This is a genomic window from Massilia aurea (assembly GCF_024753205.1).
Taxonomy (GTDB): domain Bacteria; phylum Pseudomonadota; class Gammaproteobacteria; order Burkholderiales; family Burkholderiaceae_D; genus Telluria; species Telluria aurea.
The window spans coordinates 293916-311127 of sequence record NZ_JANUGZ010000005.1 but is presented as its reverse complement, the minus strand read 5'-3'; the positions used below and the strand labels follow the sequence as shown (position 1 = coordinate 311127).

Genomic DNA, 17212 nt, shown 5'->3' with positions numbered 1-17212 from the left:
ACTGGGTGGGGATTTGGTACTGCGGAGGGATGAAAACTGCCCGGATTACCGCGAGCGCGGCAATCCGGACATGAAGAACAATTAGCTTTCGCGGCCGATACGCTGGCGGCGTGCTTCGTACAGGCAGACGCCCGAAGCCACCGACACGTTCAGGCTTTCGACCGAACCGAACATCGGAATGCTGACCAGCACATCGCAGGTCTCGCGCGTCAGGCGGCGCATGCCCTCGCCTTCCGAACCCATGACCAGTGCGGCCGGGCCCGAGAAGTCGGCTTCGTACAGACCCTTGTCGGCGTCGTCCGTGGTGCCGATCAGGAGAATGTCGCGCTCCTTCAGCTCGCGCATCGTGCGCGCCAGGTTGGTCACCGTGATGTACGGGACCGTCTCGGCGGCGCCGCTGGCGACCTTGGCGGCGGTGGCATTCAGGCCGACCGCACGGTCCTTCGGCACGATGACCGCGTGCGCGCCGACACCGTCGGCCACGCGCAGGCAGGCGCCCAGGTTGTGCGGATCGGTGATGCCGTCCAGGATCAGCAGCAATGGCGGACCTTCGATGGCGTCGAGCAGCTCATCGAGATTGCGCGCCAGCGCGAGCTGGCTGGCAAACGCGATCACGCCCTGGTGACGACGGGTACCGGTGATCTTGTCGAGACGCGCGGCCTCGACCGGCATCACGCGCACGCCGGCCGCCTTGGCGTTGGCGATCAGGTCCTTCATGCGGCCGTCGTTGCGCTCGGCATCGACGAAGATTTCTTCCACTGACTGCGACTCGTGACGCAGTCGCGAGGTCACGGCGTGGAAGCCGAAAATCATTTTATTTTTCATTTGCTACTTTTCGAATGCTTTCAGGGACTTACTTCTTGCTGGTTTTGGCTGCGGTCTTTGCTGCAGTCTTCGACGCGGTCTTCACTGCGGTCTTGGCCGGGGCCTTGACAGCTTTCGGTGCGGCCGGCTCAGCGACAGCCTTGGCTGCGGCCTTGCGTGGTGCAGCTGCCGCCTTTTTGACTGGTGCTTTGGCAGCGACTGCCTCGGCCGGGGCCTTGGTGGCTGCTGCCTTGGCTGGCGTTTTGACCGCTGCTGCCTTGGCCGGGGCCTTGACTGCCGCTGCCTTGACCGGCGCCTTGACAGCAACGGTTTCGACCGGAGCCTTGACTGCTGCTGACTTGGCTGGTGCCTTGACCGCTGCCTTTTTCGCTGGTGCCTTGACCGCTGCTGCTTTGGCCGGTGCATCAACTGGAGCTGCGTCGACTGGCGCCTTCACGGCAGCCGTCTTGGCAGCAGCTTTTTTGGCTGGCGCCTTGACCGCTGGCGTTGCCACGACAGGTGTAGCTGCAGCTGGTGCTGCTGCAACTGGCGTCGCAACGGCTGGCGCTTTCGCGACCGCTTTCTTTGCCGCGGCTTTCACTGGCTTGGCGTCGGCAACCGGCGCTGGCGCAGGAGCTGGTACAGCCGCGACCACGTCGTTGACGACGGCCTTGGTTGCACGTGGCTTGCGCGCTGGCGCTGGGGCAGCGGCTGCGTCGGCAGGCTTTGGCGGCGCGACCGGTGCTGGTGCTGCTGCAACCGGTGCTGGTGCTGGTGCTGGTGCTGCAACCGGTGCCGGCGCTGGCTTCGCCGCCTGCACTGGCGCTGGCTTCTGCGCCTGCACTGGCGCCGGCTTCGGTGCCTGCACTGGCGCCTGCGGCGTCGCTGTCGTCATTGGCGCTGCTGCTGCTGCCGCAGCGCGCTCAGCCGCCTTGGCCTTCTGACGAGCTTTGCGCGATTTCGGCTTGGCCTGCTGCGGCTCGATGCCATCCTGACCAAGCGGACGTGCAATCTCGAGTGGCGACTGCTGTGGACGACCCTGGTCGTTATTGCCGCCGTTGTTGCCTGGCTTCGGACCACGCGAACGACCACCGCGCGAACGCTTGCCGTTACCACCGTTGTTGTTGCCGTTACCGCCGTTATTATTACCGTTACCGCCGTTGCCGCTGTTGTGATTGCCGTTGTTGCCACCACCATTGCCGCCATTGTTCTGACGACCATCGTTCGTGCGTGGCTCGTTGCTGCGCTGTTCCTTGTTGCGGCCACCCTGATTGCGCTCGCGCCCGGCATCGTCGCCCGACGACTCGGCGCCAGGCGCGGACGCCAGCGTCAGGTCGATCTTGCGCGATTCCAGATCGACGCGTGCCACCTTGACGGTCACCTTGTCGGTCAGGCCATAGCTCTGGCCGGTACGCTCGCCACGCAGCACGTGGCGCGCTTCGTCGTACTGGAAGTAATCGGCGCCCAGTTCGGTGACGTGCACCAGGCCTTCGACGAACAGCTCGTCGAGTTGCACGAAGATGCCGAAGGTGGTCACGCCAGCGATCGTGCCGGTGTACTCTTCGCCGATCTTGTCCTGCATGAAGAAGCACTTGAGCCAGTTCTCGACATCGCGCGACGCTTCGTCGGCGCGGCGTTCGTTCGCCGAGCAGTGCACACCCAGGGCGTCCCAGATGGTCAGGTCTTTTTCGTTCTTCGGCGCCTTGCCGTCAGCCTTGTCTTTCGCGGCCTGCTTGCGGGCCGAGTTCGACTGCGTCGTGTTCAGCTTGGCCAGATCGATGCCCTTCGGCTCATACTTCTTGCCAAGCAGGATCGCCTTGATCGCGCGGTGCGTTAGCAGATCGGGATAGCGACGAATCGGGCTGGTGAAGTGCGCGTACGCCTCGAACGCCAGACCGAAGTGGCCGACATTGTCCGGGCTGTAGACGGCTTGCTGCATCGAGCGCAGCATCATCGTCTGCAGCAGTTGCGCATCCGGCCGCTCCTTGATCTGCTGCATCACGGCGGCGTAGTCGCGCGCGCTCGGCTTGTTGCCGCCGGCCAGGTTCAAGCCCACCTGCTTGAGGAAGGTGCGCAGCTGGTTCAGCTTTTCTTCGGTCGGCGTCGCGTGAATGCGGAACGTGCCCGGGTGCTTGTGGCGCAGCAGGAAATCGGCGGCGCACACGTTGGCCGACAGCATGCACTCTTCGATCAGGCGGTGCGCATCGTTACGGGTGCGCGGAATAATCTTTTCGATCTTGCCCAGCGCATTGCAGACGATATAGGTTTCGGTGGTTTCGAAGTCGATCGCACCGCGCTCCTGGCGCGCCTTGAGCAGCGCGCGGAACACCTGGTTCAGGTGTTGCAGATGCGGCACGATGCCTGGACGCTTCTTGGCTTGCTCGCCGTTCTCGTCAGCCAGGATGTCGGCCACTTCGTTATAGGTCATGCGCGCAGCCGAGTGCATCACGGCCGGGTAGAACTGGTACGCAGTGACTTCGCCATCTTGCGAGACCACCATGTCGCACACCAGCGTGCAGCGGTCGACCGCCGGGTTCAGCGAGCACAGGCCGTTCGACAGCTTCTCGGGCAGCATCGGGATCACGCGGCGCGGGAAGTAGACCGACGTCGAGCGTTCGATCGCGTCAGCGTCGAGCGAGTCGTTCGGCTTGACGTAATGACTGACGTCGGCGATCGCGACCAGCAGGCGGAAACTGTTCACGCCCTTGATGGTCACGGGTTCGCAATAGACGGCATCGTCGAAGTCGCGTGCGTCTTCGCCGTCGATCGTCACCAGTGGCACGTCGCGCAAATCCACGCGGTCGGCCAGATCGGCATCGATGACTTCGTTCGGCAGGCGCCCGGCCTGCTTAAGCGCGGCTGGCGAGAAGATGTGCGGCACGCCGAACTTGCGCACGGCGATTTCGATTTCCATGCCCGGGTCATCGAGCTCACCGAGCACTTCGACGATACGGCCGGTCGGCTTCTGGAAGCGGCCTGGCTGCTCCAGCAGTTCGACACTGACGATCTGCCCTGCACGGGCATTGCCGGTCGGGCCGGTGACGATCACGTCCTGGGCGATGCGCTGGTCTTCGGGCGAGACGATCCACGCGCCCTCTTCATTGAGCAGGCGCCCGATGATGTGCGTATTCGCGCGCTGAACGACTTCGACGATCGAGCCTTCGGGACGGCCGCGGCGGTCCATGCCCGTCACGCGCGCCATGACGCGGTCGCCGTGCAGCACTTTCTGCATTTCGCGGTCGGACAGGAACAGGTCCGGACCCGGTTCATCGGGAATCACGAATCCAAAACCGTCGCGATGCGCGCTGACCTTGCCGGCCACAAAGGCGGAATGATCGGCCAGCATATAGGTGCCACTGCGGTCGGAACGGATCTGGCCGTCACGCTCCATCGCGTTCAGGCGGCGGCCGAGGACTTCCTGCGCTGCGGGCTGAACATCAAGGGCATGCGCCAGGGCGGCTGCATCGAGCGATTCAGCGGCGTCGCGGAAGACAGCGAGGATTTCCTCGCGGCTTGGAATGGTATGAGTAGGTTGCTTCAAATCGATTCTTTTTTCTTTGGCCAGTAGAGCGCCGCACATCACATAAGGGCGGCAGCGTGGTTAATTGACACCATGACAGGCGTAGTGTAACGGAGGTCTATCCGATTCGCCTAACATGATGTGCGCCAACGACCTGCGCCCGTTACGGGATGCATGCGCAAAATGCTTGCGCGGGGTACTTGCACGGGAGTCCTTGTCGAGAACTTCACCTTGGGTCTTTGACTATTGAAAATGATCCGCTATAATCTCGCTCTCTTCAGCAACGGCGACAACGCCGGAGCGATGAAAAGCAGTGGTAGCAGAGGATGTTTGATGCGCCGGTCAGCTATGTTTCACGAATAGTTGATCTGGCGGAAAATGACAAACCCTGCTATTGTAGCAGAGATGTTCTTGCAGTGCCCACGTGGCGGAATTGGTAGACGCGCATGGTTCAGGTCCATGTGCCGCAAGGTGTGGGGGTTCGAGTCCCTCCGTGGGCACCAAAAAGTTCATCGGTTGTAAAGTTCGTGTAGTTGCAGTGCCCACGTGGCGGAATTGGTAGACGCGCATGGTTCAGGTCCATGTGCCGCAAGGTGTGGGGGTTCGAGTCCCTCCGTGGGCACCAAAGGTTTCAAGTAGTAGTAAGTAGTGTCGTTGTGAGTAGTCCCAGTGCCCACGTGGCGGAATTGGTAGACGCGCATGGTTCAGGTCCATGTGCCGCAAGGTGTGGGGGTTCGAGTCCCTCCGTGGGCACCAAAAGTCTATCTCGTAGTTAGTAGTCAGCAGTATCGTTGTCAGCAGTTGCAGTGCCCACGTGGCGGAATTGGTAGACGCGCATGGTTCAGGTCCATGTGCCGCAAGGTGTGGGGGTTCGAGTCCCTCCGTGGGCACCAAAAAATGTTGTGAGTTTGTGGACCCCGTGTCCCGCAAAACGCCGTAGCCTTCGAAACAGGGTTACGGCGTTTTGCGTTGTACGCGCTGTTTTCTGACGCGAGTTCAGTGCGTCGCCAGATCGTCCAGAATCGGGCATGCCGAGCGCGCATCGCCATGGCACGATGCCGCCAGGCTCACGAGTGTACGGCGCATCGCCGCCATCTCCGCGATCTTGCGGTCCAGTTCCTCGATATGCGTCTGCGCCAGCGCGCGCACGTCGGCACTGGCCCGGCCCTTGTCTTCCCACAGCGCCAGCAGGTTTTTGATCTGGTCCAGCGAAAAGCCCAGCGCCCGCCCCCGATGGATGAATTGCAGCACGCGCACATCGCGCCCGCTGTAAAGGCGATAGCCAGCGCCGGTGCGGCGTGGCGCCGGCACCAGGCCGATCGATTCGTAGTGGCGGATCATCTTGGCCGTGACGCCCGACGCGCGGGCGGCGTCGCCGATGTTCATGTTCGATGGGGTCGCTTGCACGGTGCACTCCGGTTGTCGTTCACGCACCAGCTTACACCTTCCCACACTGGGAAGGACAAGTGCATGCTTGACTTGCGCGCCGGAACGGTCGAGCATGGGCGGCATGCAGATTCTTCGCTCGGCCGTCCTCGGGACGGCGCTCCTTGTCGTTCTCTCTTCCAGCCTGGCTGCGCCGGCGCCGTATTACCAATGGCGCAGCAAGCTCACGGGCGAGCTGGCCTGTTCGCCGACGCCACTGGGTGAAGGCTGGGTCAAGGCGACCGGCCCCTATCGTGACGCGCGTTGCGAAAAACCCATCGTTGTTAAATAATGAATCCGGCAGACGTCGTTTATCTGTCATTGTTCAGCTTTCAAAAACAGCTTACCCACTGAGGAGACACCCCATGTTTACCAGCCCGGAACAGTTTGCCAACGCCACGAAAACCCTGTTCGACCTGCAGATGCAGACCTTCAATGCGCTGGCCGGCAAGACCGTCAAGGGCGTCGAGCAGGTCGTCGCCCTGAACATGAACGCCATCAAGAGCACGATGGACAGCACGATGCAAGCGAGCCGTGACGTCGCCCAGGCCGGCAATCCAAAGGCCGCGTACGAGTCGCTCGCGGCGCGCATGCAGCCAGCCGCCGGCGTGACCAACGCGGCCGAGTACACGACGCAGTTGAAAGCGATCATCGACGACATGCACAACGAGTTCCGCGGCGCGGCCGATGCGCACGCCGTCGAAGCGAAAAACACGCTGTCGGCGCTGATCTATGACGTCACGCAGAACGTCAAGCCGGGGTCCGAGAACGCGGTCCAGATCATGAAGGCGGCGATCGACAATGCCTTCAAGGGCTACGAGCAGGTAACGGCCGCCACGCGCCAGGCAGTGCAGACGGTCGAAGCGCAGTTCGAACGCGCCAGCACCATCGTCACGCCGGGCGGCGGCAAGCAGGACAAACCCGAGTAAAGTCGTCCCCCAACAACCCGGCCCCTCAGGGCGCCGGGTGTTTCATCGGCTGGTCCGCCTGGTCGTCGATCCCCAGCAAGTCTTCCAGCCGCGCCAGCGACACCTCATCCTTGATTACCGAACGCAGCCAGGCGTGTAATGGCTGTTCGCCCCAGCGCGCCGCTTTTTCCGCCAGATACGCAACGGGGCTGTGCGGCTCCGTGCGCCGGAAGAAATCGGCGACCTGGCGAAGCTGCGCCAATGCCTGGTCGCGGTGCCCGACCGGTCCGTCGATGTGCGCCGGCCGCGCCACGGCGATGACGCCGCCCTGCCCTGCCGTCGATGACGCAGCGCTTGTCACCGCTACCGGCAGGCTTGGTGAAATCAGGTCGATGACGTCGCGCAGCGTCGTGCGGGCCACGCTGTAGCTGGGGCCGTCGTTGCCCAGTTGCGCGTCGACGACGCGTTCCAGTTCGCTCAGGGCCGCGACAGCCGCTTCACAATCAGCCAGCAGCGCCTGCACGAACGCCGGCTTGCTGCGTGCACGCAGCACCTCCAGTTCGGCCACCGCGTCCGGCCCCCGTGCGCGCGCCACTTCCCATGCCTGCAGCGTCAGCGCGCCGCTCTCGTCCAGCGCGACACCCTTGGCCAGCGGCGCCACGCGGCTGGCCAGCCAGGCCAGGATGCCGATGCGTCGCTCGACGCCGTCTTCGTCGGCCTGCGGGTGCACGCCGTCCCAGTAGCGCGCGCACAGCGCAGCCACCAGGCCCAAGCCATCGGCCAGGCCGCGCATGCCGCCGGTCCGGGTGCTTGCCTCGGCCAGCCAGACGGCCAGTTGCAAGTCCTTGCTGCGCGTTTCGAGCAGGGCGGCGCAGCGTTTGCCGACGAACTTCCAGTCGGCTTCCTTGAGCGCCGTGACCCAGGCGCCCTGCTCCAGAGACGGATCGTCTGCCAGGCGCGCGCGGGCGATCTCGTCGACTTCGGACGCAAAGGCCAGGTCGGCGCCGCACGGATTGTCCGGCGTGATTGGTGTGAGCAACAGGTCGATAGCGAGCATGGTGTCTCCTTGGGGTCAAGTCTGCAATCAAGCCTGCACCGGTTCGATCAGGTATTTGAACTTGCCGGCGCGGGTAGCGCCGACCTTCACGCGGGCGATGGCGCCGCCTTCCATCATCCGCGCCAGCACGTTGTCGGCGATCTCGGGCAGCAGCGTGCCGCCCAGGATGTTGTCGATATTGCGCGCGCCGGAATCGACTTCGGTGCAGCGGCTGAGCACTGCCGCCACCAGGGCGTCGTCGTACTCGAAGCTGGCCTTGTGGTTCTCGAGCACGCGCGCACCGATGCGCGCGAGCTTCAGACGGATGATATTGGCCAGCACCTCGTCGCCGATCGGGTAGAACGGCACCACACTCAAGCGGCCCAGAAAGGCTGGCTTGAAATGCTTCATCAGGCTTGGGCGCAGCAGCTCGGCCAGCGCGTCGGGTGTGGGCAGGTCGGCTACCGGCTTGTTCAGGCAGGCAGCCATCAGCTGGCTGGCGCCCACGTTCGACGTCAGGATGATGATCGTGTTGCGAAAGTCGATGTCGCGGCCTTCGGCATCGTCCATCACGCCCTTGTCGAAGACCTGGTAGAACAGTTCGAGCACGTCGGGGTGCGCTTTCTCGGCTTCGTCGAGCAGCACTACGCTGTACGGATTGCGCCGCACCGCTTCGGTCAGCACGCCGCCCTCGCCATAGCCGACATAACCGGGCGGCGAGCCTTTCAGGCCCGAGACGCTGTGCGCTTCCTGGTATTCGCTCATATTGATCGTGATGAGCTTGCGCTCGCCGCCGTACAGGATGTCGGCCAGCGCCAGCGCCGTTTCGGTCTTGCCCACGCCCGAGGTGCCGACAAACAAAAACACGCCCTTCGGCTTGTTCGGATCGTCGAGGTTGGCGCGCGCCGTGCGCACGCGCTGGGCCACGACGCTGCTCGCGTGGCGCTGGCCCAGGATGCGCTCGTCGAGCATCGCCTGCAGATTGACGACGGTGCGGATTTCATCCTTGACCATGCGCCCGAGGGGGATGCCGGTCCAGGCGGCGACGATGGCGGCGACCGTGTGCCCGTCGACCCGCACCGGCACCAGGGGCGCGTCGCCCTGCAGGCCGCGCAGGCGCTCGCCGAGCGCGCGCAGTTGCGCGCCGCCGTCCCCCGCTGCGTTTGGTCCCGCCGCTTCGAGTTCCGTGCGCAGCGTGCCGATCTGGTCCGCCAGCACCTGCTCGTCGGCCCAGCGGCCCTGCAGCGCAACCTGCTCGGCCGCCGCACTGGCGCGCTCTTCGCCCAGCGACGCCAGCGCGGACGCGTGATCCTCGCCGGCGCTCGTGTCGCGGCTCAGGGCTTTGATACGGGCGTCCAAACGCTCGATGCGGCGCCCGCAATCTTCCAGCAATGCCGGCGTGGCGCTCTGGCCCAGCGCCACCCTGGCGCAGGCCGTGTCCAGCACGCTGATGGCCTTGTCCGGCAACTGGCGCCCGCTGATGTAGCGGTGTGACAGGCGCACGGCCTCGGTGATCGCCTCGTCATAGATGCGCACGCCGAAGTGCTGCTCCATCAGCGGCGCCATCGCGCGCAGCATCGCCGCCGCCGTGTCTTCGTCGGGCTCCTCGACCTTGATCACCTGAAAGCGCCGCGCGAGTGCCGCATCCTTTTCGAAGTATTTCTTGTATTCGCCCCAGGTGGTTGCGGCGATCGTGCGCAGTTCGCCCCGCGCCAGCGCAGGCTTGAGCAGATTGGCCGCATCGTTCTGGCCGGCCGCGCCGCCGGCGCCGATCATCGTGTGCGCTTCGTCGATGAACAGGATGATCGCGTGGGGGCTCTGCTTGATCTCGTGGATGACATTCTTGAGGCGGTTTTCGAACTCGCCCTTCACGCTGGCGCCGGCCTGCAGCAAGCCCATGTCGAGCGTGTGGATCTCGGCGCCCTCCAGCACGTCCGGCACGTCGCCCAGCGCGATGCGCAGCGCCAGGCCCTCGACGACGGCTGTTTTTCCGACGCCCGCTTCGCCCGTCAGGATCGGGTTGTTCTGGCGCCGCCGCATCAGGATGTCGATCGCCTGGCGAATTTCCATGTCGCGCCCGATGACCGGGTCGACCTTGCCGTCGCGCGCACGCGCCGTCAGGCAGGTCGTGTACTGATCGAGCGCCGGCGTGGCGCGGCTCGCAGACTGCGCGAGTTCGGACGCGGCGTCCGGCCCGGGCTCGCTGCTTTCCGCCGCCAGATCCGTTTGCTCACCCGAGCCGCGCGTGAGGCGCTCGAGATCGTGCTTCAGGCGGTCGAGCGGGAAGCGCGCAAACAGTGGCGACGCACGTTGCGCCAGTTGCGCCAGCGACGGCTCGGTCAGGAGTGCAAGCACCAGATGGCTGCTGCGGATTTGCGGGGGCCCGCCGGTGCCGAGCGAGGCGATCAGCCAGGCATGCTCGAGCAGCAGCGGCAGATGGCGTGAAAACACGGGCGTGCGCGCGCTGCCGGTGGCAAAGCGCGCCACTTCGCGGCGCAGGTCGGCTTCGAGGCCGGTGAGACTGATATCGCAGTGGCGCGCGATCGCGGCCAGGTCGCTGCCCGGCTGCTCGATCAGGCCAAGAAACAGATGCTCGACGTCGACTTCGTACTGGCCCAGTCCGACGCAGATGCTGGCGGCGCGCGTGGCCGCCGCGCGGGTCGTGTCGTTGAGCTTCGAGATCAGCGTCTTGAGATTGATGTCCATCGTGCCTCCTGGTCAGGTGGGGTCGCAGCCTTGGCAGGCCGGACGGTACGGTTGACGTCGTAGTGCAGCGACGACGGTTGCAGCACTGCGTTGAAGTTGATCGTCTCGTCCTGGCCACCCAGCGCGCAACGAGCGTGAATGACAAACTGCAGGCGGTTGACGTCGCCCGCATCCGGCGCAAACGCGGCGCGCACGTCGGACAGGCGCGGCTCGTGAAACGCAAGCGCCTCTTCGATGCTGGCGCAGACGGCGTCGCGATCAAGGCTGCTGGTCAGGCAAAACCCGGCGAAGTCGATCAGGCCGTAATTGAGCAGCGACACGCGCGCATGCGGGTAGCCGGCCAGATCGGCGGGATCGAGCGCGAGGCGGGTATTGAGCAAGGCTTCGAGGTCGCGCGCGATGCTGTCCTTGACCCGTTCGATGCCGAGCGCGCCGGGCGCAAGATCGCGGCGTTCGTCCATGAGGCGGTCGAGCAGGCCAGGCGTGCAGCCTTTCATGGTGTCTCCGAGGGGGGGTAATTACAGAAAACACGCGGCGGCGCGTGGCCGCCGCGTGGCAAGCGGCGGGCGCCGCTCAGACGATCTTGTTGGCCGCCAGGTCCCAGCCGCCCGAGGTGTTGCCGCCGGCGCCGCCGGTCACCTTTTGCTGGGTGTATTTCCACTTGATCTTCGAGAACTTCAGGCCCACCGCTTCGTGGATGATGCTGCCTTCGGCAACGCTTGGCTGGACACCGCCGATCAGCACGTTTTCAAGCTCGATCTCGAAGTACTTGATGCGCTCGCCCTGGCCATCGGCGCGCATGAATTCCAGCTTGGCCTTGGGGATGGTTTTGCCTGCCGAGCAGGTTTGCAACAGGATGGGCGAGGCCAGGTCGGCGAGCTTGGTCAGCGCAATTTCCTGATGCTCGCAGCGCTCGGCGGTGTGACCGCCGCCGGTGGATGCCGTGGCCGACCGGGGCTGGCTCACGCCCCAGTTCACCGAGGTGCACTCGATCCAGTCCTTGTGCCGGTCATCCTGCGACTCGCCTTTGATCCCGTCGATCTGCAGGTACACGTCAATTGCCATGTTCTACTCCAAGTGTGATTGAAACGTCGGTTGAATAACAAGTTGGTTACAGCAGTCAGTTCTTGGTCGATTGCGGCAACTCCGCGACCAAACGGAGCGAAACGGACAGCTCATCGAGCTGGAAATGCGGTCGGAGAAATGACACGGCGCGGTACACGCCGGGCCGGCCCGGCACCTCGGACACCTGCACACTGGCTTCGCGCAGCGGGAACTGCGCTTTCTGGTCCTGGCTCGCGTTATCGTCGAGCAGGACGTACTGCGTCAGCCAGCGGTTCAGGTAATCCTCGACATTGGACGCTGCCGCGAAGCTGCCGATCTTGTCGCGCATCATGGATTTCATGTAATGCGCTATACGCGACACAGCAAAGATGTATTGAAGTTGCGACGACAGCACCGCATTCGCATTGGCCGCCTCGTTGTTGTACTTGCGCGCCTTCTGCGCCGACTGCGCCCCAAAAAAAGCGGCGTACGAGGTGTTCTTGCAGTGCACGAGAGAGATGAAGCCCAGGTCCGACATTTCCTTCTCGCGGCGGTCCGTGATCGCCACTTCGGTCGGGCACTTGAGCGCCACCTCGCCCTCGTCGGTCTTGAACGTGTGGGTCGGCAGGTTCTCGACCAGCCCTCCACCCTCGACGCCGCGGATCGCCGCGCACCAGCCGTAATCCTCGAACGCGCGCGTCAGGCGCGCGCCGAACGCATATGCCGCGTTGCACCACAGGTAGCGTGAATGGTCGCTGCCGTCGACATCTTCGACGTAATTGAAGCCTTCAGTGGTCATGCCGTCGGCCGGGTGGTACGGCAGCCGGCCCAGGAAGCGCGGCAGCGTCAGGCCCACGTAGCGCGCGTCTTCCGACTCCCTGAACGCCTTCCACTTCGCGTATTCGGCGGTGTCGAACACCTTGGCCAGATCGCGCGGCTTGCCCAGGTCGCCGAAACTTTCGACGCCGAACAGTTCGGGACTGGAGGACGTGATGAACGGCGCATGGCTGGCGGCGGCCACGTGCGACATCTGTTCGAGAAAATAGATGTCTTCGGGCTGGCGCGTGATTTCGAAGTCACCGATCAGCGTGCCGTACGGCGCGCCGCCGAAGGTACCGAATTCTTCTTCGTAGATTTTCTTGAACATCGTGCTCTGGTCGAATTCCATGGCCGACTGGAAGTCTTTCACCAGCTCGCGCTTGGACGCGTTGAGCATGCGGATCTGCAGGTTCGCGCCCGTCGTGCTGTTTTTGACCAGGTATTGCAGGCCCGTCCAGCTGCGCTCGAGCTTCTGGAATTCGGGCGCGTGCATCACGCTGGATAACTGGTCGGAGATCATGCGATCGAGCTCCGCCAGCCGGGCGTCGATCGTGGCCGACAGGTTCGACGACATCACCATCGTGCCCTGCATGACCTGGCTGACCAGCTCCGAGATCAGGTCGCGCGCCCGCACATGCTCGCTGCTGGACGTGGCCACGCGGCTCTGTTCGACGATCTGGTCGAGCAGCGACGCATCCAGTTCGGGGGCGCCCGGCTGTGCACCCGTTGATTCGAGGACTGCGGCCATCTCAACCCTCCTTGCCGGTGTCGCCCTGCTGCTTGCGCAGGCTGTCGAGCTTCTCGGTATTGCCCAGCACGTCGGTCAGGATGTCTTCGAGCTTGTCGTTCCCGGCCAGCTTGTTGCGCAAATCGGCCAGCTTGGTGCGCGCCTCGAGCAGCCTGGCCAGCGGCGCCACCTGGCGCACCACCGATTCGGGCCGAAAATCCGCCATCTCGCGAAACTGCAGCTGCACGCCGAACTCGCCGCCTTCCGGCGACAGGTGGTTGTCCACCTTGAAGCTCGCCACCGGCGCCACGCCCCCTAACACTTCGTCGAAATTGGATGCATCGACATTAACGAACGTGCGGTCCTTCAGGCGTTTCCTGTCGACCTGGGGATCGGTCCCAAAATCGCCGACCACACCGACCACGAACGGCAGCTCCTTGTTCTCGGTTGCGTCGCCGATCTCGACGTCATACGTCATCTGCACGCGCGGCGCGCGCACTTTCTGCAACCGTTTTTGTACGCTTTCGTTCTTGGCCATGTCGACTCCAGTGGGGAAATGGGATGGCCGGCGTGGCCGGCCACTGGTAAGGAATGCCGCGTTATTTCAGGACGTCGAACGGGCTGCCGCCCGCAGCAGCAGGTGCAGGCCGCGACGGCGCCGCCGCCGTCTGGGTGGCGGGCTTGCGCACCGGCGCGCGCGCAGCCGGTCGCGTACTGACCAGCACTTCTTCGCCCAGACTGGTGCGCAGCAGCTTGGCCAGGTCCTGCGCCTCGCTGCGCACCGACCCCTGCAGATTGTTCTTGCGGGTCAGGTCGGCCAGCGCCTTGCTGGCCACGCGCAGGCCGCTGACGGCCAGGATGCTGTAGGCCAGCGTGTCGTTGGGGTCGCGCGCCAGGGCTTCCTGGGCATGACTGATTGCCTCGCCATACTGGCTGGCGTCGAAACGGATCTGGGCCATGCGCACCCACGGTTTCTTGTCGACGGGATGGGCCACGCTGGCCGATTTGAGCAATGCGATCGCTTTTTCGGGCTGGCGCGCCGCCAGCGCTGCATCGGCCTGCACGTAGATGTTCCCGGACACGGCGGCGCGCGGGGCGTCCGCGCCACTGACCGTACTCGTACCGTCAGTGGCGCACCCGGCCAGGACGGCAACGCCGATCAGCATGGGTAACAGTCGTTGGCGAATCATGTTCGGCTCCGGTGGGTAAACAAGCCACCATTATTCGCATCGGCATCTCCACGAAGTTGCGCACGGTCAACGGCAAGCGGATTCAGCAAGCAGGTGTGGGATCGATGCGCGAACGGGCGACGCCTTGCGCTGGCGCAGCGTATGCGGGCGGGAAACGGATTCAATCCAACGCTGGCGTTCAAGAAACTGCACAGGAGAACCGGATGACCCCAACCCACCGCTGCGCGCTGTCGATGCTCGCGTTCACGTTCACGTTCACGTTCACTGCAGCGCTGACCGGCTGCGGCAACGCCCCGCATGGTTCGTTTGCCAATGCGGCGTTGGGCGCGGTGGGCCTGCGCAAAGCGGCCGGGCTGCCCGAATCGCAACAGCCGCCCCGTAACGTGCCGCTGCGGCTGCACGCCGCCACACGCCTGAACGTCAACGAGCGCGGCCAGCCGCTGGCGCTCGCGGTGCGCCTCTACAAACTGCGCCAGAAGGACGCCTTCGAAGAGGCGCCCTACGCCGCCTTCCTCGACCCGCAACAGGAGCGCGAGCGGCTCGGCGCCGACCTGCTCGATGTCCGCGAAATCATGCTGGTGCCGGGGCAACGCTACGAAGTGACCGAAAAGGTGGCGCGCGAAGCCGGCCACGTCGGCATCGTGGCGCTGTTCCATAACCCTGCGGCCGGGCATTGGCGCACGACAGTCAGCAGCGCGGACGCCGAGCGCAACGGCGTGAATATCGGTCTGCATGCCTGTGCAATGAGTGTGGCCGGTGGCGCCGTCAGCGGCGCGAGTACGCTGGGGTCTGTGCGCTGTCAATAAACGTCGAAAACTTTCCTGCAAGCTAAACAGTTTCGGACACCAAGCGAGGCCGCCGTGAGCATGCCATCCAAGGTCTTATGGGACGAAGGATTGTTCCTGCGGCCCCAGCATTTCCAGCAGCAGGAGCGCTACCACGATGCGCGCCTGAACCAGACCGCGTGCGCGCTGCATCCGTATTGCTGGGGCGTGCGCAGGATGACGATCGACCTGGACGCGCTCAGGAACGACGTGCTGCGCCTGGAGGCGCTGTCGCTGCTGTTCCCCGAGGGCGAGGTGTACCGGGCGCCCGATGGCGACATCCTGCCGCCCCAGGTGCGCCTGGCCGACCTGCCGCCCGAGCTGCAGACCGTGACCTATCACGCCGCCTTGCCGGCGCTGCGCGCGCATGGCGAGAACTGCGAGAACAGCGCCGGCCCCGGCGACGGCGTGCACGAGCTGCAAGATGCACTGCGCTTTTCCCGCCACGAACGCGAAACGTCTGACCTGTACAGCAGTGCCGCCGAAGCCCCGGTCACGTATCTGCGCAAGACGCTGCGGCTGGTGGCCGACGGCGACGCGCTCGAAGCCTTTGAAAGCTTTCCACTGCTGCGCCTGCGCCGCGTGGCCACCGGCGGCTTCGAGCCCGATCCCGGCTTCATGCCACCAAGCCTGTCGATCGACGCGGTGGCCGGCCCGGGCATGGGCCTGCACGGGGCGCTGGCGCGGCTGATGGAAAAGCTCCTGGCCAAGGTGACCGCGCTGTATGGCGACCTGCGCGAGCCAAGCCGCAACGTGGTCGAGATCCGCGGCGGCGACGTGTCGGCGTTCTGGCTGCTGCACACGGCCAGCGCCGGCTATGCGGCGCTGGCTCATTACCTGCACCACCGCGAGCTGCATCCCGAGCGCCTGTACGGCGCGCTGCTGCACCTGGCCGGCGGCCTGATGACCTATTCGCGCAGCTACCGGCTGGACGACCTGCCCGCGTATGTCCACGCCGATCCGGGCCCGCCCTTCGCGCGCCTGGACGGCATCATCCGCGACCTCCTCGACACCGTAATCTCGTCGCGCTACTTCACCATCGCGCTGCGCCACGACCGGCCGTCGTACTACCACGGCGCGCTCGATTCGGGCCGCATCACCCCGCAGACCACGCTGTACCTTGCCGTGGCCGCCGACCTGCCGGCGCTGCGCCTGGTCGAATCCGTGCCGCTGCAATTCAAGGTCGGCGCGCCCGAAGACGTCGACCGCTGCGTGCTGTCGGCGCTGCCGGGCGTCAGGCTGCTGCACGCGCCGCAGGTGCCCAGCGCGATTCCCGTACGGCCCGACATGGTCTACTTCGTCCTCGACGTGCGCGGGGCGCTGTACGAGGCCATGCTCAAGGCGCAGGCGATGTCGGTGTACGTCCCCAACGGGCTGCGCGAACTGCGCCTCGAACTGATCGCGGTGTCGGCATGAGCGCCTTCATCGAGCGCCGCGCCGCGCCCAAAGGCGATACGGGCGAGCGCGCCATCCGCACGCAACGCCTCAGCGACATCATGTACGAGGGCTTCTACGCGCTGTTCCTGCTCAAGACCGGGTGCGGGCCGCAGGACAAGGTCGCGTTTGCCGACAACATGACGAGCTTTCTGATGGACGTCGACCGCAACGCCAAGGCGCTCGGGATCGCGGCCGACGACATCCTGGCCGCCAAGTACGCATTCTGCTCGGCGGTCGACGAAATCATCCTGCGCTCGACCTTCGACGTGCGCGACGCATGGGAGACCCGGCCCCTGCAGCTGCGGGTGTTCGGCGACCAGCTCGCGGGCGAGCATTTCTTCCACCGGCTCGAGGACCTGCGCGCACGCGGGGCGCAGCAGGTCGAGGCGCTCGAAGTTTTCCATATGTGCCTGCTGCTGGGTTTCGAGGGCCGCTATGCGCTCGATGGCAAGGACAAGCTCGATTACCTGGTGGCGCGCCTGGGCGACGAGATTGCCCGCATGCGCGGCCGCACGCGGGGCTTCGCGCCGCATGCCGAGCGGCCGGACCAGGTGGTCAACCGCGTACGCAGCGACCTGTCGCTGTGGGTGCTAGGGGCGGTGTTTACGGTAGCCGGGCTGGGTGCGTACGTGGGCTTCCGGACCGTGCTGGGCAACGACACCGGCTATGCGCTGGCGCATTACAACGATCTGGTAACGCTGCCGCCGAAAGCGGCGAACGTGACGATCACATTGCCGTGAGGCGCCGACGGCCCCGGCCGGGAGGCCGGGGC

General features: G+C 64.9%; 14 protein-coding genes, 4 tRNA genes and 1 pseudogene. 9 read left to right on the top strand and 10 right to left on the bottom strand.

The features are described 5' to 3' along the window. Window positions 1–81 precede the first annotated feature (81 nt). Window positions 82–825 (bottom strand): 23S rRNA (guanosine(2251)-2'-O)-methyltransferase RlmB, encoded by a 744-nt coding sequence (gene rlmB / locus NX775_RS20755; RefSeq protein WP_258837689.1) that lies wholly within the window; start codon window positions 823–825, stop codon window positions 82–84. A gap of 1260 nt (window positions 826–2085) precedes the next feature. Then, window positions 2086–4345: pseudogene (gene rnr, locus NX775_RS20750) on the bottom strand (ribonuclease R); the annotation flags it as partial. Between the two features lie 397 nt (window positions 4346–4742). Between rnr and NX775_RS20745 the strand changes: the two are divergent. The 4 genes from NX775_RS20745 (at window position 4743) to NX775_RS20730 (ending at window position 5217) form a co-directional block, all read left to right on the top strand. Beyond that, window positions 4743–4827, top strand: a tRNA-Leu gene (locus NX775_RS20745). Window positions 4828–4864: 37 nt separating this feature from the next. Then, window positions 4865–4949 (top strand) — tRNA-Leu (locus tag NX775_RS20740). Window positions 4950–4995: 46 nt separating this feature from the next. Next, window positions 4996–5080, top strand: a tRNA-Leu gene (locus NX775_RS20735). Between the two features lie 52 nt (window positions 5081–5132). Then, window positions 5133–5217: transfer RNA gene (locus NX775_RS20730), tRNA-Leu, on the top strand. A gap of 103 nt (window positions 5218–5320) precedes the next feature. Here NX775_RS20730 and cueR read toward each other — a convergent pair. After that, a complete protein-coding gene (cueR, locus tag NX775_RS20725; protein ID WP_258837861.1) occupies window positions 5321–5710 on the bottom strand; it encodes a Cu(I)-responsive transcriptional regulator in 390 nt (129 codons plus the stop codon). Between the two features lie 124 nt (window positions 5711–5834). Between cueR and NX775_RS20720 the strand changes: the two genes are divergently transcribed. Together NX775_RS20720 and phaP are read left to right on the top strand one after the other, a co-directional pair. Next, a complete protein-coding gene (locus NX775_RS20720) occupies window positions 5835–6041 on the top strand; it encodes a hypothetical protein (RefSeq protein ID WP_258837688.1) in 207 nt (68 codons plus the stop codon). A 73-nt stretch (window positions 6042–6114) separates the two neighbouring features. After that, on the top strand, window positions 6115–6678 hold the full coding sequence (gene phaP, locus NX775_RS20715; protein ID WP_258837687.1) for a TIGR01841 family phasin: 564 nt from the start codon (window positions 6115–6117) through the stop codon (window positions 6676–6678). 25 nt (window positions 6679–6703) lie between these two features. Here phaP and tssA read toward each other — a convergent pair whose 3' ends face one another. The 7 genes from tssA to NX775_RS20680 all read right to left on the bottom strand — a co-directional run bounded on the left by tssA (window position 6704) and on the right by NX775_RS20680 (window position 14179). Further along, complete coding sequence (tssA, locus tag NX775_RS20710) at window positions 6704–7714, bottom strand: type VI secretion system protein TssA (RefSeq protein WP_258837686.1); 1011 nt, start codon at window positions 7712–7714, stop codon at window positions 6704–6706. Between the two features lie 27 nt (window positions 7715–7741). Beyond that, on the bottom strand, window positions 7742–10399 hold the full coding sequence (gene tssH, locus NX775_RS20705) for a type VI secretion system ATPase TssH (protein ID WP_258837685.1): 2658 nt from the start codon (window positions 10397–10399) through the stop codon (window positions 7742–7744). Further along, complete coding sequence (gene tssE / locus NX775_RS20700) at window positions 10375–10896, bottom strand: type VI secretion system baseplate subunit TssE (protein ID WP_258837684.1); 522 nt, start codon at window positions 10894–10896, stop codon at window positions 10375–10377. Before tssE ends, tssH begins: the two co-directional genes overlap by 25 nt. A gap of 76 nt (window positions 10897–10972) precedes the next feature. Then, entirely contained in the window at window positions 10973–11464 is a 492-nt protein-coding gene (locus tag NX775_RS20695; protein WP_183551309.1) for an Hcp family type VI secretion system effector, read from the bottom strand. A 55-nt stretch (window positions 11465–11519) separates the two neighbouring features. Continuing rightward, window positions 11520–13010, bottom strand: coding sequence for a type VI secretion system contractile sheath large subunit (gene tssC / locus NX775_RS20690; protein WP_258837683.1), 1491 nt, complete (start codon window positions 13008–13010; stop codon window positions 11520–11522). 1 nt (window position 13011) lies between these two features. Next, the gene (tssB, locus tag NX775_RS20685) at window positions 13012–13527 is read right to left on the bottom strand and encodes a type VI secretion system contractile sheath small subunit (protein ID WP_258837682.1); all 516 of its coding nucleotides are present in this window, start codon (window positions 13525–13527) and stop codon (window positions 13012–13014) included. Window positions 13528–13588: 61 nt separating this feature from the next. Then, a complete protein-coding gene (locus NX775_RS20680; RefSeq protein WP_258837681.1) occupies window positions 13589–14179 on the bottom strand; it encodes a tetratricopeptide repeat protein in 591 nt (196 codons plus the stop codon). Window positions 14180–14382: 203 nt separating this feature from the next. Between NX775_RS20680 and tssJ the strand changes: the two genes are divergently transcribed. The 3 genes from tssJ to icmH are packed head-to-tail and all read left to right on the top strand — an operon-like array spanning window position 14383 to window position 17180. After that, complete coding sequence (tssJ, locus tag NX775_RS20675; protein ID WP_258837680.1) at window positions 14383–14985, top strand: type VI secretion system lipoprotein TssJ; 603 nt, start codon at window positions 14383–14385, stop codon at window positions 14983–14985. 54 nt (window positions 14986–15039) lie between these two features. Next, window positions 15040–16419 carry a type VI secretion system baseplate subunit TssK gene (gene tssK, locus NX775_RS20670; RefSeq protein ID WP_258837679.1) on the top strand — a complete coding sequence of 460 codons (1380 nt, stop codon included), beginning with the start codon at window positions 15040–15042 and terminating at the stop codon, window positions 16417–16419. Then, on the top strand, window positions 16416–17180 hold the full coding sequence (gene icmH, locus NX775_RS20665) for a type IVB secretion system protein IcmH/DotU (RefSeq protein ID WP_258837678.1): 765 nt from the start codon (window positions 16416–16418) through the stop codon (window positions 17178–17180). The genes tssK and icmH overlap by 4 nt, the downstream gene beginning before the upstream one ends. Window positions 17181–17212: the final 32 nt, after the last annotated feature.